General features: G+C 68.6%; 25 protein-coding genes. 9 read left to right on the top strand and 16 right to left on the bottom strand.

The features are described 5' to 3' along the window. Nucleotides 1-81: 81 nt before the first annotated feature. The 3 genes from E4M01_RS03095 (at nt 82) to E4M01_RS03085 (ending at nt 3,687) form a co-directional block, all read left to right on the top strand. Nucleotides 82-1,008: an alpha/beta fold hydrolase gene (locus E4M01_RS03095; protein WP_135062293.1), complete on the top strand. Its 927-nt coding sequence runs from the start codon at nt 82-84 to the stop codon at nt 1,006-1,008. Between the two features lie 137 nt (nt 1,009-1,145). Further along, nucleotides 1,146-3,230 carry a transglycosylase domain-containing protein gene (locus E4M01_RS03090; RefSeq protein ID WP_135062294.1) on the top strand — a complete coding sequence of 695 codons (2,085 nt, stop codon included), beginning with the start codon at nt 1,146-1,148 and terminating at the stop codon, nt 3,228-3,230. Nucleotides 3,231-3,240: 10 nt separating this feature from the next. Continuing rightward, on the top strand, nt 3,241-3,687 hold the full coding sequence (locus tag E4M01_RS03085) for a putative signal transducing protein (protein ID WP_135062295.1): 447 nt from the start codon (nt 3,241-3,243) through the stop codon (nt 3,685-3,687). A 7-nt stretch (nt 3,688-3,694) separates the two neighbouring features. On the opposite strand, the gene E4M01_RS03080 is transcribed toward E4M01_RS03085, so the two are convergent. The 5 genes from E4M01_RS03080 to E4M01_RS03060 form a co-directional block, all read right to left on the bottom strand. Further along, complete coding sequence (locus E4M01_RS03080) at nt 3,695-3,991, bottom strand: HPr family phosphocarrier protein (protein ID WP_135062296.1); 297 nt, start codon at nt 3,989-3,991, stop codon at nt 3,695-3,697. After that, nucleotides 3,988-4,392, bottom strand: coding sequence for a PTS sugar transporter subunit IIA (locus E4M01_RS03075; protein WP_135062297.1), 405 nt, complete (start codon nt 4,390-4,392; stop codon nt 3,988-3,990). The genes E4M01_RS03080 and E4M01_RS03075 overlap by 4 nt, the downstream gene beginning before the upstream one ends. A gap of 99 nt (nt 4,393-4,491) precedes the next feature. Next, nucleotides 4,492-4,914 carry an HPr kinase/phosphorylase gene (locus E4M01_RS03070; RefSeq protein WP_135062298.1) on the bottom strand — a complete coding sequence of 141 codons (423 nt, stop codon included), beginning with the start codon at nt 4,912-4,914 and terminating at the stop codon, nt 4,492-4,494. Beyond that, a complete protein-coding gene (locus E4M01_RS03065) occupies nt 4,911-6,551 on the bottom strand; it encodes a stimulus-sensing domain-containing protein (RefSeq protein ID WP_135062299.1) in 1,641 nt (546 codons plus the stop codon). The genes E4M01_RS03070 and E4M01_RS03065 overlap by 4 nt, the downstream gene beginning before the upstream one ends. Then, the gene (locus E4M01_RS03060) at nt 6,520-7,224 is read right to left on the bottom strand and encodes a response regulator transcription factor (protein WP_135062300.1); all 705 of its coding nucleotides are present in this window, start codon (nt 7,222-7,224) and stop codon (nt 6,520-6,522) included. Before E4M01_RS03060 ends, E4M01_RS03065 begins: the two co-directional genes overlap by 32 nt. A 194-nt stretch (nt 7,225-7,418) precedes the next feature. Here E4M01_RS03060 and E4M01_RS03055 point away from each other — a divergent pair, with 194 nt between their 5' ends. After that, entirely contained in the window at nt 7,419-9,131 is a 1,713-nt protein-coding gene (locus E4M01_RS03055) for a hypothetical protein (RefSeq protein WP_135062301.1), read from the top strand. A gap of 15 nt (nt 9,132-9,146) precedes the next feature. Here the strand turns inward: E4M01_RS03055 and E4M01_RS03050 are convergent, their stop codons facing one another. The 10 genes from E4M01_RS03050 to E4M01_RS03005 all read right to left on the bottom strand — a co-directional run bounded on the left by E4M01_RS03050 (nt 9,147) and on the right by E4M01_RS03005 (nt 17,802). After that, nucleotides 9,147-9,479, bottom strand: coding sequence for a DUF2794 domain-containing protein (locus E4M01_RS03050; RefSeq protein WP_135062302.1), 333 nt, complete (start codon nt 9,477-9,479; stop codon nt 9,147-9,149). 38 nt (nt 9,480-9,517) lie between these two features. Next, nucleotides 9,518-11,926 carry a phenylalanine--tRNA ligase subunit beta gene (gene pheT, locus E4M01_RS03045; RefSeq protein ID WP_135062303.1) on the bottom strand — a complete coding sequence of 803 codons (2,409 nt, stop codon included), beginning with the start codon at nt 11,924-11,926 and terminating at the stop codon, nt 9,518-9,520. Beyond that, entirely contained in the window at nt 11,923-12,315 is a 393-nt protein-coding gene (locus E4M01_RS03040) for a hypothetical protein (protein ID WP_135062304.1), read from the bottom strand. Before E4M01_RS03040 ends, pheT begins: the two co-directional genes overlap by 4 nt. A 1-nt stretch (nt 12,316) precedes the next feature. Next, nucleotides 12,317-13,393 carry a phenylalanine--tRNA ligase subunit alpha gene (pheS, locus tag E4M01_RS03035; protein WP_135062305.1) on the bottom strand — a complete coding sequence of 359 codons (1,077 nt, stop codon included), beginning with the start codon at nt 13,391-13,393 and terminating at the stop codon, nt 12,317-12,319. A 103-nt stretch (nt 13,394-13,496) separates the two neighbouring features. Beyond that, nucleotides 13,497-13,850 carry a 50S ribosomal protein L20 gene (rplT, locus tag E4M01_RS03030; RefSeq protein WP_135062306.1) on the bottom strand — a complete coding sequence of 118 codons (354 nt, stop codon included), beginning with the start codon at nt 13,848-13,850 and terminating at the stop codon, nt 13,497-13,499. A 110-nt stretch (nt 13,851-13,960) separates the two neighbouring features. Then, entirely contained in the window at nt 13,961-14,158 is a 198-nt protein-coding gene (gene rpmI / locus E4M01_RS03025) for a 50S ribosomal protein L35 (RefSeq protein WP_003166435.1), read from the bottom strand. 206 nt (nt 14,159-14,364) lie between these two features. Next, on the bottom strand, nt 14,365-14,886 hold the full coding sequence (gene infC / locus E4M01_RS03020; RefSeq protein WP_135062307.1) for a translation initiation factor IF-3: 522 nt from the start codon (nt 14,884-14,886) through the stop codon (nt 14,365-14,367). Nucleotides 14,887-14,972: 86 nt separating this feature from the next. Beyond that, nucleotides 14,973-15,932 carry a glycosyltransferase family 9 protein gene (locus E4M01_RS03015; protein WP_135062308.1) on the bottom strand — a complete coding sequence of 320 codons (960 nt, stop codon included), beginning with the start codon at nt 15,930-15,932 and terminating at the stop codon, nt 14,973-14,975. Then, nucleotides 15,929-16,849 (bottom strand): glycosyltransferase family 9 protein, encoded by a 921-nt coding sequence (locus tag E4M01_RS03010; protein WP_135062309.1) that lies wholly within the window; start codon nt 16,847-16,849, stop codon nt 15,929-15,931. The genes E4M01_RS03015 and E4M01_RS03010 overlap by 4 nt, the downstream gene beginning before the upstream one ends. Continuing rightward, complete coding sequence (locus E4M01_RS03005) at nt 16,846-17,802, bottom strand: glycosyltransferase family 9 protein (protein WP_135062310.1); 957 nt, start codon at nt 17,800-17,802, stop codon at nt 16,846-16,848. Before E4M01_RS03005 ends, E4M01_RS03010 begins: the two co-directional genes overlap by 4 nt. Nucleotides 17,803-17,868: 66 nt before the next feature. On the opposite strand from E4M01_RS03005, the gene E4M01_RS03000 reads away from it, so the two are divergent. Continuing rightward, entirely contained in the window at nt 17,869-18,600 is a 732-nt protein-coding gene (locus tag E4M01_RS03000) for an alpha/beta fold hydrolase (protein ID WP_135062311.1), read from the top strand. Here the strand turns inward: E4M01_RS03000 and E4M01_RS02995 are convergent, their stop codons facing one another. Then, nucleotides 18,601-18,795: a Trm112 family protein gene (locus E4M01_RS02995; protein WP_135062312.1), complete on the bottom strand. Its 195-nt coding sequence runs from the start codon at nt 18,793-18,795 to the stop codon at nt 18,601-18,603. An 80-nt stretch (nt 18,796-18,875) separates the two neighbouring features. Here E4M01_RS02995 and trmB point away from each other — a divergent pair, with 80 nt between their 5' ends. From trmB to E4M01_RS02975, 4 genes are all read left to right on the top strand, one after another. After that, a complete protein-coding gene (gene trmB, locus E4M01_RS02990; protein ID WP_135062313.1) occupies nt 18,876-19,580 on the top strand; it encodes a tRNA (guanosine(46)-N7)-methyltransferase TrmB in 705 nt (234 codons plus the stop codon). 129 nt (nt 19,581-19,709) lie between these two features. Then, the gene (rimP, locus tag E4M01_RS02985; protein WP_135062314.1) at nt 19,710-20,309 is read left to right on the top strand and encodes a ribosome maturation factor RimP; all 600 of its coding nucleotides are present in this window, start codon (nt 19,710-19,712) and stop codon (nt 20,307-20,309) included. Continuing rightward, entirely contained in the window at nt 20,309-22,081 is a 1,773-nt protein-coding gene (gene nusA / locus E4M01_RS02980) for a transcription termination factor NusA (protein WP_135062315.1), read from the top strand. Before rimP ends, nusA begins: the two co-directional genes overlap by 1 nt. An 18-nt stretch (nt 22,082-22,099) precedes the next feature. Next, nucleotides 22,100-22,801: an RNA-binding protein gene (locus E4M01_RS02975; RefSeq protein WP_135062316.1), complete on the top strand. Its 702-nt coding sequence runs from the start codon at nt 22,100-22,102 to the stop codon at nt 22,799-22,801. The last annotated feature ends 54 nt before the right edge of the window (nt 22,802-22,855 follow it).

Raw genomic sequence — 22,855 nt, 5'->3', positions numbered from 1 at the left:
TGTCGTGGCGTTGTATGCAGAGTGCTTTACATTGCAAAGTAAGGGGCGTAGGACGACGCCATCGCCCTCGGGGAGACTGTCATGATCCGCATCGCCATCGCCGCCCTTATCGCCGCCGCCGCGCCCGTCGCCGCGCAAGCCCAATCCCATACCGGCCACGCCCAGCACGGCGCCCATGCCGGCCATCAGCACGCCGACTTCGTGTCGGACCGCCTGCATGTGAGGGTGGAGGGCCAGGGACCGGACGTCATCTTCATTCCGGGCCTGACGTCGTCGCCGGAAATCTGGCAGGGCGCGGTCGATCACCTGGGCGGCCGCTACCGCGTGCACCGCATCCATGTGAACGGCTTCGCCGGCGCCGAGGCGGGGGCGAATGCGACCGGTCCCGTGGCCGCGCCGGTGGCCGAAGAGATCGCCCGCTACATCCGCGAGCAGGGTCTGAACCAGCCGGCGGTCGTCGGCCACTCCATGGGCGGCACCATCGGCATGATGCTGGCGGCACGCCATCCCGATCTGGTCGGCAAGCTGATGGTCGTGGACATGGTCCCGTTCATGGGGGCGATGTTCGGCGCGCCCGGCGCCACGGCCGAAAGCGTGACCCCGGTTGCGGATCAGGTCTACGCCGGCATGGCCAACAGCCCGCGCGCCGCCTACGACGAACAGGCGACCGCCTCGATCAACGGCATGATCAACACCGAGGCCCGGCGTGCCGAGGCGCTGGAGCACATGCGCGAAAGCGACCAGAAGGTCGCCGCCTCGGCCTTCCGCGAACTGATCGTCACCGACCTGCGGCCCGAACTGTCGCGCATCACCGCGCCGGTCGAGGTGCTGTACGTCAAGTTCAACGACGCGCGGATGACGCCTGAGATCACCGACGGCATCTACCGCATGTCGTTCGCCACCCTGCCGTCCGCCCAGCTGAAGCGCATCGACGACAGCGCCCATTTCATCATGTGGGACCAGCCCGACCGCTTCAACGCCGAGCTGGACGCCTTCCTGGCGCGATAGGCCTCAGCCAGCGCCGGCTGTCGTCCCGCGCCATTCTTTCGGCGAAATAGCGCTTCACGGTCGCGTGAACGCAGCGGGGCGTTTGCGCGATGCCCTCGGCCCGGCCTAAACGGGAGAGGGTTGGCGAGAGGGCGTAGATGGCGAATCCCAAAGTCCAGGGCGGGGCGCCCAAGCCTCGGCGCACCTGGTTTCAGCGACTGGTCTACTGGGGCATGGTGCTGGCGGTCTGGGGGCTGATCTTCGCGGTCGCCTTCTTCGCCGTGTTCGCGCGCGACCTGCCGGACACCTCCAGCCTCTACAATGTCGATCGCCAGCCCTCGATCACCTATCTGGATCGCTCCGGCGCGCTGATCGCGGTGCGGGGCACCCAGATGGCGCCGCCGGCCGATCTGGACGCCCTGCCGGACTATGTGCCAGCAGCCTTCATCGCCATCGAGGACCGGCGCTTCTACTATCACCCGGGCTTCGATCCCATCGGCATGAGCCGCGCCCTGGTCGCCAATGCGCGGGCCGGACGGGTGGTGCAGGGCGGCTCCACCCTGACCCAGCAGCTGGCCAAGAACCTGTTCCTCACGCCCGAGCAGAACATGCGCCGCAAGGTGCAGGAGTTGATCCTGGCCGTCTGGCTGGAGTTGAAATTCTCCAAGGACGAGATTCTCGCCCTGTATCTGAACCGCGTCTATTTCGGCGCCGGGGCCTATGGGATCGAGGCGGCCTCGCAACGCTATTTCGACAAGAGCGCCGACAGGCTGACGGTCGGAGAGGCCGCGCTGCTGGCCGGCCTGCTGAAGGCCCCGTCGCGCTATTCGCCCGTGTCCGAGAGCGAGCGGGCCGCCACGCGCGCTACCGTCGTGCTCAACGAGATGGAGGAGATGGGCGTCATCAGCCCGGCGCAGCGCGCCGCCGCCGTGGCCGAGCCGGTCCGCGTCTCGCGCACCCTGGCGACCCAGCACGCCCAGTATTTCGTCGACTGGCTGGACAAGCAGATCCGCGGCCTGGTCGGCGAACCGACCGAGGACCTGGTCGTGCAGACCACGCTGGATCTGACCCTGCAGACCGACGCCGAGCGTTCGGTGCGCCGCATCCTGGACCGCGACGCCAATCGCGGGGTGCAGCAGGCTTCGCTGGTCGCCCTGGACGGCGACGGCCGGGTGCGCGCCATGATCGGCGGCGCTTCCTACGCCGACAGCCAGTTCAACCGCGCGGTCGACGCCAAGCGCCAGGCCGGCTCGGCCTGGAAGCCGTTCGTCTATCTGGCCGCGCTGGAGGCCGGCTACACGCCCCAGACCCCGGTGGTGGATCAGCCTGTGACGATCAGCGGCTGGAGCCCGCGCAACTACTCCGGCACCTTCGCCGGCCAGATGACCCTCGCGCAGGCCGTGGCCCAGTCCACCAATACAGTGGCGGCCTACATCGCCGACCAGATCGGTCGCGACAGCGTGGCGCGCGTCGCGCGGCGGCTGGGGATCACCTCCTCGATCGGCACCCAGCCGTCGATGGCGCTGGGCGCGGTCGAGGTGTCGCCGCTGGAGATGGCCACCGCCTATGACGCCTTCGCCAACGGCGGTCGCCGCGTTCAGGCTTTCGGAATCGAGACCATCCGCACGCCCGACGGGCGAGTGATCTACAGCCATGCGGGCCGAGAGGCCGCGCAGGGCCAGGCCATCAACAATCCGCCGCTCTATTATCTGAACGAGATGCTGCGTGGCGTGGTCACCTCGGGCACGGCGCGCTCGGTCGCCATCGGCGGCCGCGACCTGGCGGGCAAGACCGGCACGACCTCGGACTACAAGGACGCCTGGTTCGTGGGCTACACCGGCGGCTTCGTCGCCGCCGTCTGGGTCGGCAAGGACGACAACACCGCCATGCGCGGCGTGACGGGCGGCAATGCCCCGGCGGCCATCTGGCGCGGCTTCATGGAGGCGGCACTGCCGCGCCTGGCGGTCCAGCGCATTCCCGACGGCCCGCCCCTGCCCGAGGGCTGGCGGGCCCCCGATCCGATCGGCGACCTGATGACGGGCGAGGGCGTGCCTTACGACAGCCTGCCGCCCGCGGACGACCAGGGCTTCTCTCAGCCCGTCCAGCCGATCCAGCCTCCGCAAGGCGGACCGGGGCCCGGTGGCGGCGGCGACGGCTTCGCCCGTCCGATCGAGCCTCGGAGCCAGCCCGAACCTCCGCGCCGCGACCCGCCCGAACGCCGCCAGGACGGCCTGTTCTTCTGAGGGCCGCGCAATGAGCCTCGTGGAGATCCGGCGCTTCGCCGACGTCAACGAGGCTGAGATCGCGCGTGGATACCTGGCGTCTCAGGGCGTGGAGGCTTGGGTCGCGGGCGACCAGCACGCGCGCATCGATCCGTTGATGCAGCAGGCCCTGGGCTGGAGCCGTCTGAGCGTCGCCGCCTCTGACGCCGATCAGGCCCGCGCGTTGTTGGAGGCCGTCGGGCGCGCCCCACCGCCAGACCCGGACACGGAGGCGCCCAGCGCCGCGCCGCTAGGGCCGTGGGGTCTGTCGGCGACGGTTCTGGCTGGCCTGGTGACCATGGGGCCGGAGGGCGGCATGGCGGTGACCGCGCTCAAGCGCAGAGGCTGGGCGCGCCGGGCTGCGGTCGGCGTGATCCTGGTGATGATGGTGCTGCTCGGCCTGGCCTGGCTGGCCGCCTGGCCCCTGATGGGCCGATGATCGGCCGCTACTGATCTTCGTCGAAGCGGCGGGCGACCAGGTCTGTCAGAGCCGCAATCGCTTCGGCGGCGCCCGGACCCTCGGCCTCGACGTCGATGGTGCAGCCGATGCCGGCGCCCAGCATCAGCAGGCCCATGATCGACAGGGCGTTGACCGTCGTCCCGTCGCGGCTGACGCGGATTTCGCACTCGAACTCGGACGCCGTCTTGACGAACTTGGCCGAGGCGCGGGCGTGCAGGCCGCGCGTGTTGCAGATGTTCAGCGTGGCCGAGGCCTGCTCCTGGATCGCGGCCTGATCGCTCATTTCTCGCCTGCAAGAACCCAAGAGGCGACCGAGATGTATTTGCGTCCCGCATCCTGGGCATGGGCCACGCAGGCCTCCAGGCTCTCGCGGCCGCGCACGCTGGCCAGCTTGATCAGCATGGGCAGATTCAGGCCCGCAATGACCTCGGCGCGCGTCTGCTCCATAACCGAAATCGCCAGATTTGAGGGCGTGCCGCCGAACATGTCGGTCAGCAGGATGACGCCATCGCCGTCATCCACGGCGGCGGCCGCGTCGACGATGTCGCGACGCCGGCGTTCCATGTCGTCCTCGGGGCCGATGCAGATGGCCGCGACGGCCCGCTGGGGGCCGACGACATGCTCCATGGCGGACAGGAATTCGGAGGCCAGGCCGCCGTGCGTGACGATGACCAGGCCGATCATTCAGGGCTCACCCGCAAACGCCTCGTGACGTCCCCGGCCGTCAGGCGACGGCGCGGACAGGACCGCAAGCGGCTGTTCTTAGGCCAAAGCCGCGCGGCGTCAAAGGCCCTGCATCGCCGCAGCCGCCAGGGCGGCGGCCGAGGGCAGGCGCGGGTCGATGTCCAGGCGCGGGATGGCGACGCCTCCGATCTCGAGCGCGCCGGGTTCGGGCAGGCGCTCCACCGGGCCGTCCACGCAGTCCAGCGCCAGGACCACGCGCGCCGTTTCGCGTCGAGGCAGGTGGACCACGCCCACGCCCCGCACCTCGATCCGGCCGGCGATAGTGTCGGGCGCGCGGGCGTAGAGGGCGCCGCCCGACGCCCAGATCAGGCTGTAGTCGTCCGACACCAGCGTCCAGCCCGAGGCGATCAGGCGCAGCGCCAGGTCGCTCTTTCCCGCCCCCGACGGGCCGGTGATCATCAGCGCCCGCCAGCCTTCCGGCCCCCGGCGGGCGACGACCGTGGCGTGGAGGGGCGCGGTCATCCGCGTCGCGTGGTGGCGGGCAGGGTCACGGCGAACCGCGCGCCCTGCACCTGTCCTGCCTCGTCCAGTCGGTTCTCGGCGCGCGCCTCGCCGCCGTGCGCCTCGACGATCTGACGCACGATCGACAGCCCAAGCCCGGAGTTCGAGCCGAAGGCCGCGCCCTTGGGCCGCGAGGTGTAGAAGCGCTGGAAGACGGTCTCCAGGTTCTCCGGCGGTATGCCGGGCCCGTCGTCCTCGACGGTGATGCGCCAGCGCCCGGGTTCAGCCTCGTCGCGCGCCAGCCGCACGCGAACCTCGCCCCCGGCCGGACTGAAGGACCGGGCGTTGTCGATCAGATTGCGGAACACCTGGCCCAGCGGCCCGTCGCGGCCCATGACCCGGGCCTCCGGCGTCTTGGCGTCCAGGTCGTGGGTCAGCCGAACATGCGCCTCGCCGGGCTTGGACGTGGTCTCATAGACATTGACGATCTCGCTCAGCAGCGCCGTCAGATCAATGGCGCGCGGCCGGTCGCGCGACAGGTCGGCGTCCAGTCTGGAAGCGTTTGAGATGTCGGTGATCAGTCGATCCAGACGCCGCACATCCTGTTGCAGCAGGGCGGTCAGCTTGGCGCGCTGCTCGTCCGTCTTGACCAGAGGCAGGGTCTCGAGCGCCGAGCGGATGGAGGTCAACGGGTTCTTGATCTCGTGGCTGACGTCGGCGGCGAATCCTTCGATAGCGTCCATCCGCGTCGACAACGTCTCGGTCATGCTCTCCAGCGAACGCGCCAGATCCCCGATCTCGTCCTTGCGGTCTTCCAGATCGGGCAGGGAGATGGCGCGCGCCCGCTGCAGCTTGACCTGATCCGCCGCCGCCGACAGCCGCATCACCGGCCGCGCCACGAACAGATGCAGCAGCAGCGACGCCAGCAGATTCACCGCCAGCGCCACGAGGGCGAAGGGCACTAGAGCGCCGCGTTGCGCGGCCAGGATCTCATCGACATCGCCGGCCTCCAGCGTCAGCACGCCCAGCACCTGCTGAACGTGGCGCACGGGGACAGAGACCGAAACGACCCGCTCGCCCTCTTCGTTGCGGCGCACGCTGGTCTGGGGCTCCCCTGCCAGGGCGCGCTCGACCTCCTGGCCCAGCACCAGGCGGGCGGCCTCCGTGCGGCGGCTGTCGGCGGCCCGCTGTTCGGCCAGGTCAGGGGCTGGCGCCGTGCCTGCGGGCTGCGCCGCCGGCAGAGCTCGCCCTGGAATGTGGTCCGACACCGCATAGCTGTCGGTGACCAGAAGGCCGTCCAGATCATACAGGCGCGCGCGCTGTCCCGCCGGTATGAAGGTGTCGCGCAGCAGAAGCGAGGCGTCGTTGGGGTTCAGCGACGGGATCGGGTCGCCGCGCGTGGCGCCCGCCTCGCCCAGCAGATTGGCCAACAGCTGCGCCTGGCTGGTCAGGGATTCCTGGCGTGCATTGACCAGGCCGCGGCTCCATTCGTTAAGCGCCAAGGCGCCGCCGAACAGAATCAGCAGGCTGAGCAGGTTCAGCGCCAGGATGAAGCCGCCCAGGCGCGAACCGCCGAAGCGCATCAGCCGTCGGCGGACCTGGCGCGCCTCGTCGGCGTCCTGTCGATCAGCTCTCGCGGTAGCGGTATCCGACGCCATACAGGGTCTCGATCGCGTCGAACTCGGGATCGACCACCCGGAACTTCTTTCGCATCCGCTTGACGTGGCTGTCGATGGTGCGGTCGTCGACATAGACCTGATCGTCGTAGGCGGCGTCCATCAGATTGTCGCGGCTCTTCACGAAGCCGGGCCGCTGGGCCAGGGCCTGAAGCAGCAGGAACTCGGTCACCGTCAGCTTGACCGGCTTGCCGTCCCACATGGATTCGTGGCGCGCCGGGTCCATGGTCAGCTTGCCGCGCTTGATGGCTCGCCCCGAGCCCTCGGCCGAAGGCTCGGCCTCGCCGCCCTCGGCGCCCGTTCGGCGCAGGAGAGCCTTTACGCGCTCGATCAGCAGGCGCTGGCTGAAAGGCTTGTGGATGTAGTCGTCAGCGCCAAGGTTGAAGCCGAGAATTTCGTCGATCTCCTCATCCTTGGACGTCAGCATGATGACGGGGATCTGGGAGGTCTGACGCAGGCGGCGCAGCACTTCCATTCCGTCCATCCGCGGCATCTTCACATCCAGAATGGCCAGGTCGGGGGGCGTGGACTCAAGCGCCTCTAGGCCCGAGGCTCCGTCGTGATAGGCGGTGATCTTGTGGCCGTGGCTTTCCAGCGCCAGCGACACGGACGCCACGATGTTCTCGTCGTCATCGACCAGGGTGATGTTGGCCAAGAGCTTCTCCTCAAAGCAGCGCGCCGGAAAGCGGCATGGACGTGCGGCGGCGCTCGTCGTTACGCCTTAACGCGCGCCAAGCGTAACCGTTCTATCAATTCATGTCTGCTCGAAGACATGGGCGGGGCGTCCGCCGGGCGCAACCTGTCTCTCCGGCAACCTAGCCTTAAGCCCATGGGCCCAAAGCTGCCGGAATGGCCGGTCCGATCCACTACGAAGTTTATGTGCGAAAGACCGACCCGGCGCCGTGGTCGCTGCTGATGGCGGTCGAAGACCGAAAGATAGCGATCGAAACGGCCGAGGATCTGCTGAAGGACGATCGCGCTGCAGCGGTGCGCGTCACCAAGGAGACGCTGGAACCCGAAACGATGGAGTTCGCCAGCGTCACCATCCTGACCAAGGGCGCCCCGGAGGTGAAGCGCAAGCGGCTGGTCTCCGAGGAAGAGGCAGGCCCATCCTGCAGAGGGCCGCAGGACTTCTATACGCCCCATGCACGCGAACTCATCGGCCGCGTGCTGGAGGATTGGCTGGCGCGACAGGGGGCCACGGCGTTCGAACTGCTGCATCGTCCCGACTTGGCCGAGCGGCTGGACGCCTCAGGGGTGGAGCTTCAGCACGCCATCCAGAAGACCGCCGTGCCCGAAAGCCAGGCCGTTGGCCAGTCGGTGCACGACCTGGTGCGGCGTTATCAGAAGCTGTCGGAGCAGGCGATCGAGCGGCTTATGGCGCTGGGCCGCTCTCAGAAAATTCCTGACCTGACCGACCGGTCGATCGCCGACGTCGCCCACCGCCTTTCGGGCAAGGCCGAGCGGGGGCTGTTGATGGGAGCCGCCGTGGCGGGCGCGTTGGCGCCGCTGCGGGGCGCGCGGACGAAGCTGGGCCGATTGATGGACCTGGCCGAGGGCGCACCCGCCGAAGGCCCGCCGCGCGCCCTCGCCCTGGTGCCGATTGAGCAACTGGCCAGCGAAATGCTCTCGGCGCGCACCAGCCTGGCGGAAATCCTCGGGCCGGCGCTGGACCAGGGCGGCAGCCTCGCGGCGGTTGTACGCATGATCGCGCCGCGAGAGGTCGACGCCGTCCTGCGCGTGGATCCAGACCTAGCCCTGTTGATCCCGCCCCTGGACGGGCCGGCGGCGCGACTGGCCGAACGGCTGGCGGCGGGCGACTTCCCGCTGCTGGCGACGGCGCTCGCGAGGATGGTGGCGCGAGAGCTCAAGGGCCCTCGCCGCTTGCGTCCAGCGGATGCGGTGGGAGAAATCGAGATCCTACGCGCCTTGGCGACATTGTTGACGGCGGCGTCGGATCGCCTGTTGAGCCAGGAGGAAGTGTTGTCGGCCTTCGCCGAGCGGTCCAAAAGCCTGGTCACCGCCGACTTCGTGGCGGCCTATGTGAAGGGCTGTCCGACGGTGCTGGACGAGGCCCAGAACCTGGCCTGGCTGTGCGAGAACGTGACGGGCGCGTCCAACAAGCGGTCGGCGGCGCGCTGGATGTCGGCCTGCGTGTCCTCTCTGCGGTTTGAAAGTGAGATGCGCCAGGCGGGGCAGACGGCGTCACAGAAACTTTTGGCCCTGGCCGCGTTGCAGCGCTCGGCGCGCCTGTGTGACCTGTCGGAGATAGAGGAAGGCAAGCTGTGCGACGCCATAGGCGCCGTAGGCGACGTGGTCGAGCGTGAAACACGGCTGGTGGCTCAGTTGAGCCGCGCCAGGGTCTCGACGCCTCAGAAGCTGGGCGCCCTGCTCCGCCTGGCCTCGGGCGAGGCCGCGCCGCTAGGACCGGCTGCGGATCGCGCCAAGGCCGAGGCGTTGAGGCTGTTCCGCCAGCCTCAGACCCGCGCCGACCTGACCGCCGCGCCCGAAGCCATCGCCCCGCTGAAGGATTTGATGCGGGCTGCGGGTCTGGCCGCCTGAGACCGGAACAGAGGTCTAGTCCACGACCGTGAAGCGGCCGCTGTCGAAGACGCGCAGGACCTGGCCCAGTTCGCGCCCGCGCTTCAGCACGTGCCCGCCCTCGCCGACGACCGCCCACTGGCCCTGTCGCAGCCTCAGCGCCGGGCGCTTCTCGATTCGATAGGCCGGGGCGTCGCCGGATCGGCGGAACACGGCGAACTCGGCCACGTCCTTTTGACCCACGACGGAATAGTCGCGCCATTCGCCGGCGGCGACCATGCGGCCATAGACCCGCAGGATCAGGTCCAGCTCACGGCGGTCGAAGAAGACCGGGCCCGCCGGAGGCGGATCAAGAGGCTCCAGGCTCATGGCTTCAATCTAGGCGAAGCGGTCGCCGACGCCAGAGGTCAGCTTCTGAGGCGGGCGCCCAGCTTTTCGGCCGCCGCAACGATCTTGGCGGACAGGGCCTCGATCTCGGCTTCAGTCAGGGTCGCCTCGCGGGGCTGGATGACTACTTCGAAGGCGACGGACTTGAAGCCGTCGTCCACGCCCTTGCCGCGATAGACGTCAAAGACGCGCGCCTCGACGATCAGCGCCTTGTCGGCCCCTTGAACCGCCCGAACCAGATCGCCGGCCGCGCGCGATTCCTCGACCACGAAAGCGAAGTCGCGGGTCAGCGGCATCAGCGACGGCAGATCGGCCGGCGGACGCGCCTTGGACGCCTTGCCGCGCGGGGCGGGGACGGCGTCCAGCACGATCTCGAAAGCCAGCATCGGACCGTCAGCGTCCAGCGCTTTCAGGGCCGACGGGTGCAGAGCCCCGAACTCGGCCACGACGGTCTTGGGACCGAGCTGCAGACGCGCCGACCGGCCGGGGTGCCACCAGTCGCGGTTTGACCCTTGCGCCAGCTGCAGCGAGGCGACCGGCGCGCCGATCTCTTCCAGCAGGGCCAGCAGATCGCTCTTCAGCGCCGACAACGGCTCGTCGCCGGCGCCAGCCCAATGACGCGGCGCGTGCGGCGCGATCAGGCCGGCGATGACCGTGCGCTGATCCTTGGGACCATCGCCCAGATAGATCGGCCCGATCTCGAACAGCGCGGCCTGAGCGTGGCCGCGCGCGGCATTGCGGGCGGCCGCCTGGACCAGATTGGGCAGTATGGACGGCCGCATGCAGTCCAGGTCCGCCGCGATGGGGTTCTCAAGCTGCAGCGCCTCGGCGCCGCCGCCGAAGCGTTCGGCGACTTCGCGCTTGAGGAAGGACCACGTCACGGCCTCGGCGTAGCCCAGGCCCGCCAGGGCGCGGCGCGCGGCGCGGACGCGCGCCTGAATGGGGCTGAGCACGCCGCCCGGCGCGCGCGGCGCCTCGGGCAGAGGCGTGGCGGGCAGGGCGTCGTAACCGTGGATGCGAGCCACTTCCTCGACCAGATCGGCGTGGCCTTCGACGTCGCGGCGCCAGGACGGCGGCGTGACGGTCCACGGCCCGCCGCGTTCGACCGAGAAGCCCAGCGCCGTCAGGATTTCCGCAATGCGGTCTTCGCTGAGCGTCAAGCCAGTCAGGCGGCCGACGCGGGCCGGATCGAAGGCGACCGGCGCGGGCGCGGCCGGGGCCTGGCCCGCGACCACGATGGGGCCGGGCTCGCCGCCGCACAGATCCAGGATCAGGCGCGTGGCGAGCTCCAGACCGGGCGTGACCGAAGCCGGGTCGACGCCGCGTGCGAAGCGATATTGAGCGTCGGAATGGATGTTCAGCTCGCGGCCTGTCTGGGCCGTCACGATGGGGTCGAACCAGGCGCTTTCGACCAGAACGTCGCCGGTGGTCTCGTCGCAACCGGTGGACTCGCCGCCCATGACGCCGCCCAGGCCGATGGGCCGCTCGCCGGCGGCGTCGGCGATGACCGCCATGTGCGCCCCGAGCGCATAGGTCTTTCCGTCCAGCGCGATCAGATGCTCGGGCTCGCCGGTGTCGCGCGCCGTCTGGCCGCCGCGCACAACGATCTCGCCGCCCGCCAGCTTGGCCATGTCATAGACGTGCAGAGGACGCGCGCGGTCGTAGGAGATCAGGTTGGTCACATCGACCAGCCGATTGATCGGACGCAGGCCGATGGCCGTCAGGCGCCGCTGCAGCCACTCGGGCGACGGGCCATTCTTCACGCCGCGGATCACTCGGCCAGCGAAGACCGGGCACAGCTCGGGCGCCTCGATGCGGATGGCGACGGTCGCGTCAGAAGTCGCGGGCACAGTCGCGATCTCGGGCGTCTTCAGCGCGCCGAGACCGGCGGCGGCCAGGTCGCGGGCGATGCCCGACACGCCCAGCCAGTCGGGCCGGTTTGGCGTCACCTCGAAATCGATCACCGGCTCGGCGCCGAACACGCCGGCGGCGGGCTCGCCGACCTTCAGGTCGTCCGCCAGCTCCAGGATGCCGTCGCTTTCGTCAGCCAGCTCCAGCTCTGAGGCCGAGCACAGCATGCCATTGGACACCACGCCGCGCACCGGCTTTTCGACCAGGGTCACGCCCAGGCCCGGCACATAAGCGCCGATGGGGGCATAGATGGTGGTCAGGCCTGCCCGCGCGTTGGGGGCGCCGCAGACGATCTCCTTAAGACCATCGACGGTCTCGACCTGGCAGACCTGCAGCCGGTCGGCGTTCGGATGCCGCTCGGCCGAGACGATCTTGGCCAAGGTGAAGGGCGCCAGCGCCGCGACGGGATCATGGACATCCTCTACCTCCAGCCCGGCCATGGTCATGGCCTGGGCGACCGCATCGACGTCCGCCTCGGTGTCGAGGTGGTCCTTAAGCCAGGAGAGGGTGAACTTCATTGCTGAGCAAGCGCTCTATAAAGATCTTGAATTTGCTGGAGAAATGCTTCGCTGCCGGTGAATCCGACACCTAGGAATTGGCAACGCGTAAACGTGCAATTCTTGAAGGGAATCGCTCCAACCACGCGGTCAGGAAGCAATGGCCTCATCAGCAATACAGCGGGGTCTCCGCCGTGGGCGCCGAAAAAGCAGTCATCGAAGCGGCAACCCTCGACGGGCAGAATCACCGCCGGACCCTCAAGCACGCATTCCGTGAACACGCGATCTTCGATGACGTATTTTTCCTGCCTAGCTGACTCCAGGAACAACTGCGGCAGCCAAACGCCACGGTTCTTGTACTCGGGACCTGGGCCGACGGGTTCGAGAGGGGATTGCACGGGCTCGGTCATGTCAGCTCAGTCCTGAAGCGGGGTTGGGGGCGGCGTAGGCGGAGAAACCGTAGTGGGCCAGCCAGCGCACGTCGGCCTCGAACATGGGACGCAGATCCGGCACGCCGTACTTCAACATGGCCAGCCGATCGACGCCCATGCCGAAGGCGAAGCCCTGCCATTCGTCGGGGTCGAGGCCGCAGGCGCGCAGCACGTTCGGGTGAACCATGCCGCAGCCCAGGATCTCCAGCCAGTCATCGCCCGTGTTCAGCGTCAGCTTGCCGCCGGAGCGGTCGCAGCGAATGTCCATCTCGGCCGAAGGCTCGGTGAAGGGGAAGTGGTGCGGGCGGAAGCGCGCCTGGACGTCGTCGATCTCGAAGAAGCGCGCGACGAAGGTCTCCAGCACCCACTTCAGATGGCCCATGTGGATGTCGCGGTCGATCACCAGACCCTCGATCTGGTGGAACATCGGCGTGTGGGTGGCGTCGGAATCCTTACGGAAGGTGCGGCCCGGCGCGATGATGCGGATCGGGGGTTCCTGGCTCTGCATCGTGCGCACCTGCACCGGGCTGGTGTGGGTGCGCAGCACCTTGCGCTCGCCGGTTTGCGGGTCTGGTTTCAAAAAGAAGGTGTCGTGCATCTCCCGCGCCGGGTGCTTGGGCGGGAAGTTCAGGGCCGTGAAGTTGTGGAAGTCGTCCTCGATATCCGGGCCCTCGGCCACGGCGAAGCCCATTTCGGCGAAGATGGCGATCATCTCGTCCATGACCTGCATCGTCGGGTGCACCGAGCCGCGCCGGCGCGGCCGGGCCGGCAGGCTGAGGTCGATGTGCTCGGCCTGGAGGCGGGCGTCCAGCTCGGCGGCCTCCAGTTCGGCCTTGCGGGCGGCGAGCGCCGAGCCGACGCGGTCGCGCAGGCCGTTGATCTTGGGCCCCTGTTCGCGCCGCTCGTCCGGGCTGAGCGCGCCCATGCCTTTAAGCAGGCCCGAGATGGAGCCGGACTTTCCGAGCGCGGCGACGCGGATGTCCTCGACCGCCGCCGTGGTCTCGGCCGAGCCGATGGCGTTGATGAGGTCGAGTTCCAGTTGGGCGAAATCGATCATGGGCGTCCGTCTAGCGTCTGTGTGGTCAAGCAAAAAGCCCCCCGGCGCGGCCGGGGGGCTTTTGTTCGGTTCCGTCAGGCGGAAACGATCAGGCCAAAGACCCTTAGGCCAGGGCGGCGCGGACCTTGTCGGCGACGCCCTTGAAGCCGACTTCATCGGCGGCGATGGCGGCCAGGACCTTGCGGTCCAGCTCGATGCCCGCCTTCGACAGACCGTGCATGAACTGCGAATAGGTGAAGCCTTCGGCGCGGGCCGCAGCGTTGATGCGCTGGATCCACAGGGCGCGGAACGAGCGCTTCTTGTTGCGGCGGTCGCGATAGGCGTATTGCCCGGCGCGGTCCACGGCGGCCTTGGCGGCGCGGATGGTGTTCTTGCGGCGGCCGTAGAAGCCCTTGGCCTGCTTCAGAACCTTCTTGTGCTTGGCGTGGGACGTAACGCCCCGAGTGACGCGAGCCATGATGTATCTTCCTTCGGACGGGCCCTAACGCGCGCGACGCGGTCGCTTGCTGCTTGAGGGCCTTTATTCAAATTCTATGCGGTTGAAAGGTCAGGTCTGCGCTGCGCCGATCAGGCGTAGGGCATGTAGGACTTGATCTTCTTGGCGTCGGCGTCGGCCATGACCGAAGTGCCGCGGTTCTGGCGGATGTACTTCGAGTTGTGGCTGATCAGGCGGTGGCGCTTGCCGGCCACGCCAGCCTTGACCTTGCCCGTTGCGGTGAATTTGAAGCGCTTCTTGGCGCCCGACTTCGTCTTCAGTTTCGGCATTTTCACTCTCTCTTTTGAGTGGGCTACCGCCTGTCGGCTACTTGAGCCCACACGGGAAACCCTGATTAAGACCGCCCAGGCATGCCTGTTCGCCCGGCGGTCCGGTACGCGAAGGCGCGGCTTGTATGGCGCCGCCCCCCGAAATGCAAGACGCCCGGCGCTGGCCGGGCGTCTGATCCTCGCTCAAGTCGCGAGCATAGCGTCTGCTATCTCGGCGCCAGGATCATGATCATCTGGCGGCCTTCCATCTTGGGCGCGAACTCGACCTTGGCGACCTCGTCGAAGTCCTCCTGGACCTTGTTCAGCAGCTTCATGCCCAGCTCGGGGTGCGCCATCTCACGACCGCGGAAGCGCAGGGTGACCTTCACCTTGTCGCCCTCATCGAAGAAGCGGTGCATGGCCTTGGCCTTCACCTCGTAGTCGTGGGTGTCGATGTTGGGCCGGAGCTTGATTTCCTTGAGCTCGACGACCTTCTGGCGCTTGCGCTGCTCAGCCTTCTTTTTCTGCTCCTGGAAGCGATGCTTGCCGTAGTCCAGGATTTTGCAGACCGGCGCGTCGGGATTGTTGACGATCTGGACCAGATCAAGGCCGGCCTCTTCCGCGGCTTCGAGCGCGGCGGACAGCGGCATGACGCCCTGTTTCTCGCCGTTCTGATCGATCAGCAGAACGCGGGTAGCGCGAATATCCTGGTTGATGGGCGGCCCGTCTTTGACCGGCGGCGCTTGCATGGGACGGCGAATGGGCGTGGGCTCCGTTCATATGGAAAGTCGCGGTAATATGATGGTTGGACCTCCGCTGCGCAACGGGGAAGGTCTCAAGGAGGGGATGGCTCCTCCAGGATCCGTCCCAACGCCTCCATGACCGCATCCACGGACAGCGCGTCAAGTCGGGGAGCGTAGAGGGGAGTGATCGTCTCGAAGGGCGCCCTCAGGGCCGAGGCCGAGGCGTCCGACACCAGAAACAGCGTGGGCGCTCCCATTGAGGCCGCCAAATGCGTTGGGCCGGTGTCGTTGCCGATCGCCACCTCAGCGGACGCCCCGAGCGCGGCGATGTCGAAGAGGCTGGTTTTGCCCACTAGGTCCAGGCCGGCGCGTGAGGCCGCCAGAACACGTCGGCCGAGTTCCGGGTCGTCCGAGCCGCCCAGAACAACGGGGACCAGCCCCCGGCTTTCGAGCGCGGCGGCCAAGGCGGCGTAGCCCGCCTCCGGCCAGCGCTTGGCCGCGCCACCAGGCGAAGCCCCTGGAATGAGCAAGGCGTAGGGCGAGCCTGGCAGGGCGAACGTGCTTTGATCCGCCAGCCAGCGCAGGTCCGGCGTCTGACGGTCCACGCCTGCGGTCGGAAGACTGGGGACGTCCAGCTGGGCCGCGTGGCGATCCTGGGCGCGCACGGCGGAACGATCGAGATCGGGCGCCGGATCGCTCGCGCCGCGAAACGGCCCTGACCAACGAGGTCGCTGCTTGCGGCCGAACGTCAGCAGCCTCAGGGCCAGGAATAGGCGGCGCGTGCCGGCGGACGCCTGGAGGTCGTAGACCAGGCTGAACCCGCCCTCGAGCACCCTGCGGGCAAGCCAGAGGCTCTCGAATTTTCTGCCGCTGCGGGCCGAGGAATCGACGCGGTCGACGTCCGGGCACACTTCGAACAGGGACGCGAACGGCCGGCTGGTAAGAATGGTGATCTCGGCGTCCGGGTGAGCCAGCCGGATGCGACGGATGGCCGGCAGCGCCATGATGATGTCGCCGACCGCGCCCAGCTTTATGATCAGAATGCGGTTCACAGGCCTTCGGTCTCCCTCGCCAGGGCTATAGCCGCACGTTCGACCTGATCCACAGTGAGCGCCTCGATGGGCCCTCGATCTTCGCCTGCGCGCACGATGGCTGTTCGCTCTCCCCACGGTCGATACAGGCGCGCGTCCGTGGGACCGAACAGCACCAGGCTGGGCGCGCCGACGGCCGCCGCCATGTGGCCGAGGCCCGAGTCATTGCCGATGAACAGGTCCGCCCGCGCCAGCAGGGCCGCGGCGCCGGGCAGGTCCAGCGCGCCGATGGCGTCCACGCTGCGCTTCCCCGCCGCCTGCAGCGCGGGCGTCGCGCCAATGCGTTCGTCCGCGGCGGCGATCACGGCCACCCTGTGGGTCTGGAATTCCGGCCGCGCCAGAAGCCGCTCGACGAGCCGGGCCCAGTTCTGGGCCTCCCAGGTCTTGTCGGACGAGGCGGCCACGGGGGCCAGAACGATGAGGGGGCCAGCCCGACCCAGCACGGCGTCGGCCGACGCCCGCGCCGTCTCGTCCAGCGGCAGTCGCGGCGACAGGGGCGTGGCCGACCGCAACACGGCGCTGACGGCCTCGACCCGGTGCAGGCCCACCGTTTCGCGCGGATTATGGATCAGACGTCGTCGCGTCCGGACGAGATAGGCGAAGGCGGAGCCGCGCAGGTCCACGACAAGGTCCCAGCGCACCGGCCAGGCTCGGCGCCACAGCGCGCGCCATCGCGCAAGCCGCGAGCCGGTTGTCAGGGTCCAGACGGCCGTCACTTCATCAAAGCCACGGTAGAGCGGGGCGGTGAGGGCGCTGCAGGCCACGGTCACTTCCGCCGCCGGCAGCAGCCGGCGAACGCCGTCGATCGCGCCCGAAAACAGCACGGCGTCGCCGATTCGGGTCGGCGCGATCAGAAGGACGCGCGGCGCCGTAGTCATGCGCCCGCATCCGCCGCGAAGCGTTCGCGCAGGGTCAGGACGGCATCGTAGACCCGCTCGACCGTCAGGTCCTCGATCCGCGCGTACTCGCCTTCCTGCGCATTGGCCGCCACGGTCTGGGTCCGAGGTCCGCGCGGAGAATAGATCCACCACTGGGTCGGGCCGAACAGGCCCAGCGTGGGCGTCCCGGCCGCCGCCGCCACGTGCATGAGGCCGGAATCGTTGCCGACGAACAGCGTCGCCCGCGTGATGGCCGCGGCCGAGGTCAGGATGTCGCCCTTGCCGACCATGTCGATGCCGGAAGGCCCGGCCGCCGCCAGCGCCGGCGCGGCCGGGGCATGATCGCCCGGCCCGCCCACCAGCATGAAGCGCCAGCCCATGAAGCGGGGATCCGCCTTGAGCCGCTCCACCAGCCGGCCCCAGCGATCTGCGGGCCAGCTCTTGCCAGGCTGCACTGCGATGGGCGCCAGCGCGAGGATCGGGCCGGGGCCCGGACCGTCCGCCAGCTGAGGATCGATCACGGCGGCGGCGGCGCGGCGCGCTTCGTCATCGATGAACAGTTCGGGCTCCAGCACCTGGGGCGCCTGCATCACGCGGGTGATCATCTCGACTTGCGGCCCTTCGCCGCGAAGCGCGCGCGAATAGACGCGTCGTTCCTTGGCGAGGACCAGGCGCGAAACCAGCGAACCGCGCGTGTCCACGACCAGGTCCCAGCGGCGGCCGACGATCTTGGCCCACAGGCGCGGCCAGTGCATTTTGAACCGCGCCTTGTCGATCCCGATGATCCGCTCGACTCCGGGCGCGGACCGGAAAAAGGCGGCGGGCGGGCCGCCGGCGACCACGGTGATCCGCGCGTCCGGCCGCTGACGGAGAATCTCGCGCACGATGCCTGAGGCCATGACGCTGTCGCCGATGCGATTGGGCGAGATGAAGAGGACCTTGCTGGGCGGCACCGACGGACCTTACGAATTTGCGGACGATCTTGTTATCAGACGGCTTGCTGACGAAGAAGGCTCGACATGCTGCTGCATCTGACCCGCCCGGACGGCGAAACCCTGGCTTACAAGCGCGTCGAGGGCGACGGCCCCACCGTGATCTGGATCGGCGGCTTCCGCTCGGACATGGAGGGGACCAAGGCGCTGGCGCTGGACCAGGCGGCGCGCGAGCGGGGCTGGGCCTATGTCCGCTACGACCACTTCGCCCACGGCCGGTCTTCCGGCGAATGGCGCCAGGCGACGGTCGGACGCTGGCGCGAGGATGCGGTCGCCCTGATCGACAGTCTTGAGGGCCCGGTGATCCTGGTCGGCTCATCCATGGGCGGCTGGACCGCCCTGCTGGCGGCGTTGGCGCGGCCTGAGCGGATTCAGGGCCTGGTTCTGGTCAATCCGGCGCAGGACTTCACCGAGCGGCTGATGTGGCCCGGCCTGCCCGACCACCTTCGCCAGGCCATCCTGCGCGACGGCGAGGCGAACATCTCCGAGCCCGGCCTGGGCGAGTACGTTCTGACCGCGCGCATGTTCGAAGAGGCGCACGACTGGCTGCTGCTGGACGGGCCGATCGAGATCGCGGCGCCCATTCATATTCTGCAAGGGCGCGAGGACGACGCCGTGCCGTGGCGACATCAGACGGCGCTGCTGGAGAGGCTGAGCGGCGGGGACGTTCGGCTGGATCTGATCGACGGCGGCGACCACCGTCTGTCCTCGCCGGAGCAACTCGACCGGCTGATCGCCGCGGTCGAGGGGCTGCGCTGATCAGTCCAGCGGTCGGGCCTCTTCGGGCAGCATGATCGGCACGCCGTCGCGGATCGGATAGGCCAGCTTGGCCCCCTTGGACACCAGCTCGCCCCGAGCGCGGTCAAACGTCAGCGGTCCGCGCGTCACCGGACAGACCAGCACCTCGAGCAGGCGCGGATCGACGGTCGCGGGGGTGTGAAAGGCGTCGCTCATGCGCCTGATCTAGCGCCGCGCGCGGGCTGACGCCATCCCGATGCTTCTCTTGTCGGGCGCGGGGCGGTAGAGGGCGCGCCATGGCATCCGACCTCGACAAGGCTTCCGACAAGGCCCACGGCCCCCTGCGTTCCTTCGGCCGCATCAAGGCGCGGCCGATCAAGCCGCGTCAGGCGGCGCTGGTGGACACGCTTCTGCCGCGCATCGCCGTGCCCGATCCGGCGAACGGGCCGATCGATCCCGCCACCCTGATGCCCGGCGCGACCGAAGCCTGGCTCGAGATCGGCTTCGGCGGCGGCGAGCACATGGCGGCCCAGGCCGCGCGCCGGCCCGACGTGCTGGTGATCGGCTGCGAGCCCTTCCTGAACGGCGTGGCCTCGGCCCTACGGCACGTCGAGGAGCAGCAGCTCGAAAACGTCCGCATCCACGCCGACGACGCCCGCGCGGTGGTCGACGCCCTGCCGGACGCCAGCCTGGACCGGGTGCTGATCCTGTTCCCCGATCCCTGGCAGAAGGCGCGGCACAATAAGCGCCGTCTGGTTCAGGACGAGACCATCGCCGCCTTCGCCCGCGTGCTGAAGCCCGGCGGGCGCCTGCGCTTCGTCACCGACTGGGCAGACTACGCCGACTGGGCGCTGGAGCGGCTGGACCGGTCCGAAGCCTTTGAGCGTCTCGACGCGGACCAGGACTGGCACGTCGCTCCGGCCGACCATGTCGTGACCCGCTACGAGGAAAAGAAGCTGGGCGACACCGCGCCGATCTTCCTGGAGTATAAGCGGCGTTGAGCGAAAAGGGCTGACAAGCCGGTCGTGGTCGCCTATATCGCCTCCCACATCGTTAGACCGGCGTCCGACGGCGCCGATTGAAGCGGCGGTCCGGAGGGGTCGCCGCTTTTGTTTTCTCAGGGTTCCCTCTTGCGCGCCAAGACCGCCGAAGACCGCGCTCTCCTGGAGCTGATCGACCCCGTGGCCGAGAGCCTGGGGCTGGCCATCGTGCGTGTGCGCCTGATGGGCGGCACCCTGCGCCGCCGGCTGCAGATCATGGCCGAGCGGGTTGTCGACAACGACATTTCTGTCGAGGAATGCGCCCGTCTTAGCCGCGCCGTATCCGAGGTGATGGACGCCGCCGATCCGATCTCGGGCGAATATCTGCTGGAAGTGTCGTCGCCCGGCATCGACCGGCCCCTGACGCGCCTGATCGACTTTGAACTGTTCGAGGGCTTTGAGGCGCGGCTGGAGACCGACCGGATGGTCGAGGGCCGCAAGCGCTTCAAGGGCATCCTGGCCGGCGTCGAGGACGATGCGATCGCCATCGACCTGGACGGCGAGGACGAGACCGCCCTGATCCCCTTCGACTGGCTGGCGGACGCCAAGCTGGTCATGACCGACGCCCTGCTCAAGCGCGGCGCCCAGCTGCGCGCCGAGCGCGGCGAACCTGAAGACGACGGCCTGCCGGAAGGCGAGGCCGAAGACACCTCCACCGCACAAACCAAAGCGACCAAGGACAAAGCCTGATGGCCGTCACCGGTATTTCCGCCAACCGTCTGGAACTGCTTTCGATCGCCGACGCCGTCGCGCGCGAGAAGAACATCGACAAGGAGATCGTCGTCGAGGCGATCGAGGAAGCGATCCAGAAGGGCGCCAAGTCGCGCTACGGCGCCCACCACGACATCCGCGCCAAGATCGACATCAAGACCGGCGAGCTGTCGCTGACCCGTCACGTCACCATCGTCGAGGACGACTGGCAGCCGGAAGACGAGCTGGAAGAGTTCAACGACAGCGCCATGGTGCGCCTGACCGACGCCTCCAAGCGCGACCCCGAAGCCGTGGTCGGCAAGGAATACGTCGAGGTCCTGCCGCCGTTCGAGTTCGGCCGCGTCCAGACCCAGATGGCCCGCCAGGTCGTGACCGGAAAGGTCCGCGAGGCGGAGCGCGCCAATCAGTACGAAGAGTTCAAGGATCGCGTCGGCGAGATCGTCAACGGCACGGTCAAGCGCGTCGAATACGGCAACACCATCGTCGATCTGGGCCGCGGCGAGGGCATCATGCGCCGCAACGACTCGATCCCGCGCGAGGTGTTCAATATCGGCGACCGGATCCGCACCTACATCTACGACGTCCGCCCCGAGGCGAAGGGCCCGCAGATCATGCTGAGCCGCGCCCACCCGGGCTTCATGGCCAAGCTGTTCGCTCAGGAAGTGCCCGAGGTCTACGACGGCGTGATCGAGATCCGCGCCGCCGCCCGCGACAGCGGCTCGCGCGCCAAGATGGCGGTGCTGTCCAACGACAGCTCGATCGATCCCGTGGGCGCCTGCGTCGGCATGCGCGGTTCGCGCGTGCAGGCGGTGGTCGCCGAGCTGCAGGGCGAGAAGATCGACATCATCCAGTGGAACGACGACGAGCCCACCTTCATCGTCAACGCCCTGGCCCCGGCCGAAGTCTCGAAGGTCGTGCTGGACGAAGAGGCCGACCGCGTCGAGGTCGTGGTGCCGGACGAGCAGCTGTCGCTGGCCATCGGCCGTCGCGGCCAGAATGTGCGTCTCGCCTCCCAGCTGACCGGGTGGCAGATCGACATCATCACCGAGAGCCAGGACAGCGAGCGTCGCCAGCGCGAGTTCGCCGAGCGCACCCAGCTGTTCCAGGACGCCCTGGACGTCGACGAGGTCATCGCCCAGCTGCTGGTGACCGAAGGCTTCGCCACGGTCGAGGATCTGGCCTTTGTGGAGGCCTATGAGGTCGCCGAGATCGAAGGCTTCGACGAAGACACCGCCGAGGAGCTGCAGGCCCGCGCCCGCGACTACCTGGACAAGCAGGCGGCCGAGCAGGATGCCAAGCGCAAGGAGCTGGGCGTCGAAGACGGCGTGCTGGAGGTGCCGGGCGTGACCCTGCCGATCGCCGTCGCCCTGGGCGAAGGCGGCGTGAAGACGGTCGAGGATCTGGCCGATCTGGCCACCGACGAAATCCGCGGCGGCTACGAGGTTCAGAACGGCGAGCGGGTCAAGCTGGCCGGCGTGCTGGAGAGCTTCAATCTGAGCCAGGAAGACGCAGAACTGCTGATACTGCAGGCTCGCGTGGCCGCCGGCTGGATCGACGCGTCGGAACTGCCGCAGCCCGAGCCCGAATATGAGGAAGAGGGTGAGTTCGCCGAGGGCGAAGAGGGCCAATACGACGCCGACGCCGTGTTCAGCGATGCGCCGGAAGGCGCGGCCGAGGACGCCGAACCCACCGATGGCGACGCCGATGATGCGGAGGCCGAGCCGGCTTCCGACTCTTCGCGCGACGCGTGATGAGGAGCCGGGCCGTCCATGACGCTGCGCGAGGCGAATGCGGATAGGGAGCGCCGGGACCTGGTGACACGCCAGGTCATGGATGAATCTCGCCTGATCCGCTTCGTCGCCGGCCCGGACGGCTCGGTGGTTCCCGACCTGGCGCGCAAGCTGCCTGGCCGGGGGCTGTGGGTGGCCGCGAACCGCGTCTCGGTCCAGACGGCGGCCAAGAAGAACCTGTTTTCAGGTGCGGCGAAGGCCCGCCTCACGGTCCAGCCGGACCTCGCCGATCAGGTTGAAACGCTGATCGCGCGCCGCTGTTTGCAGCAACTGGGCCTTGCCCGGCGCGAAGGCGTGCTTATCTCGGGCTTCGAGAAATCGGCGGCGGCGATCCGCGCCGGACGCGCCGCGTGGCTGATCGAGGCGGCCGACGGGTCCGCCGATGGACGCGGAAAGCTGCTGGCTCTGGCCCGTCATCAGGCGACCCAAGTGTGCGGCGTCTTCACGGCGGACGATTTGAGTTTGGCCCTCGGGCTGGAAAATGCGATACATGCCGTGCTGCTCTCGGGCGGACGGGCCGATCGCTGGACTGACGAAGTCGGGCGGCTGGCGGGATTTCGGTCTCTTATCCCAGAGGGCTGGCGCAGGGATTTCCCCGGCGACGGCGTCGGCGACGAGGTCGAGGCGGCTCCCGGCGAGGGAGCAGGACGGGTTTCAGACGCGCGGGGTTCCGCTCCCTGACCGGGGGTGGAGCGACGCGCGGCTATTTGTGTTTGGGCAAGACGACGGCGGAAT

This window comes from Brevundimonas sp. MF30-B (genome assembly GCF_004683885.1).
Classification (GTDB): Bacteria; Pseudomonadota; Alphaproteobacteria; order Caulobacterales; family Caulobacteraceae; genus Brevundimonas.
Note: the sequence above shows the minus strand (reverse complement) of the source record. Positions and strands in the feature narration are given on the sequence as shown.

Coding starts and splice junctions, on each gene's coding strand:
- E4M01_RS03095 (WP_135062293.1), top strand. CDS start 82: ATGATCCGCATCGCCATCGCCGCCCTTATCGCCGCCGCCGCGCCCGTC.
- E4M01_RS03090 (WP_135062294.1), top strand. CDS start 1,146: ATGGCGAATCCCAAAGTCCAGGGCGGGGCGCCCAAGCCTCGGCGCACC.
- E4M01_RS03085 (WP_135062295.1), top strand. CDS start 3,241: ATGAGCCTCGTGGAGATCCGGCGCTTCGCCGACGTCAACGAGGCTGAG.
- E4M01_RS03080 (WP_135062296.1), bottom strand. CDS start 3,991: ATGAGCGATCAGGCCGCGATCCAGGAGCAGGCCTCGGCCACGCTGAAC.
- E4M01_RS03075 (WP_135062297.1), bottom strand. CDS start 4,392: ATGATCGGCCTGGTCATCGTCACGCACGGCGGCCTGGCCTCCGAATTC.
- E4M01_RS03070 (WP_135062298.1), bottom strand. CDS start 4,914: ATGACCGCGCCCCTCCACGCCACGGTCGTCGCCCGCCGGGGGCCGGAA.
- E4M01_RS03065 (WP_135062299.1), bottom strand. CDS start 6,551: ATGGCGTCGGATACCGCTACCGCGAGAGCTGATCGACAGGACGCCGAC.
- E4M01_RS03055 (WP_135062301.1), top strand. CDS start 7,419: ATGGCCGGTCCGATCCACTACGAAGTTTATGTGCGAAAGACCGACCCG.
- E4M01_RS03050 (WP_135062302.1), bottom strand. CDS start 9,479: ATGAGCCTGGAGCCTCTTGATCCGCCTCCGGCGGGCCCGGTCTTCTTC.
- pheT (WP_135062303.1), bottom strand. CDS start 11,926: ATGAAGTTCACCCTCTCCTGGCTTAAGGACCACCTCGACACCGAGGCG.
- E4M01_RS03040 (WP_135062304.1), bottom strand. CDS start 12,315: ATGACCGAGCCCGTGCAATCCCCTCTCGAACCCGTCGGCCCAGGTCCC.
- pheS (WP_135062305.1), bottom strand. CDS start 13,393: ATGATCGATTTCGCCCAACTGGAACTCGACCTCATCAACGCCATCGGC.
- rplT (WP_135062306.1), bottom strand. CDS start 13,850: ATGGCTCGCGTCACTCGGGGCGTTACGTCCCACGCCAAGCACAAGAAG.
- rpmI (WP_003166435.1), bottom strand. CDS start 14,158: ATGCCGAAACTGAAGACGAAGTCGGGCGCCAAGAAGCGCTTCAAATTC.
- infC (WP_135062307.1), bottom strand. CDS start 14,886: ATGCAAGCGCCGCCGGTCAAAGACGGGCCGCCCATCAACCAGGATATT.
- E4M01_RS03010 (WP_135062309.1), bottom strand. CDS start 16,849: ATGACTACGGCGCCGCGCGTCCTTCTGATCGCGCCGACCCGAATCGGC.
- E4M01_RS03000 (WP_135062311.1), top strand. CDS start 17,869: ATGCTGCTGCATCTGACCCGCCCGGACGGCGAAACCCTGGCTTACAAG.
- E4M01_RS02995 (WP_135062312.1), bottom strand. CDS start 18,795: ATGAGCGACGCCTTTCACACCCCCGCGACCGTCGATCCGCGCCTGCTC.
- trmB (WP_135062313.1), top strand. CDS start 18,876: ATGGCATCCGACCTCGACAAGGCTTCCGACAAGGCCCACGGCCCCCTG.
- nusA (WP_135062315.1), top strand. CDS start 20,309: ATGGCCGTCACCGGTATTTCCGCCAACCGTCTGGAACTGCTTTCGATC.
- E4M01_RS02975 (WP_135062316.1), top strand. CDS start 22,100: ATGACGCTGCGCGAGGCGAATGCGGATAGGGAGCGCCGGGACCTGGTG.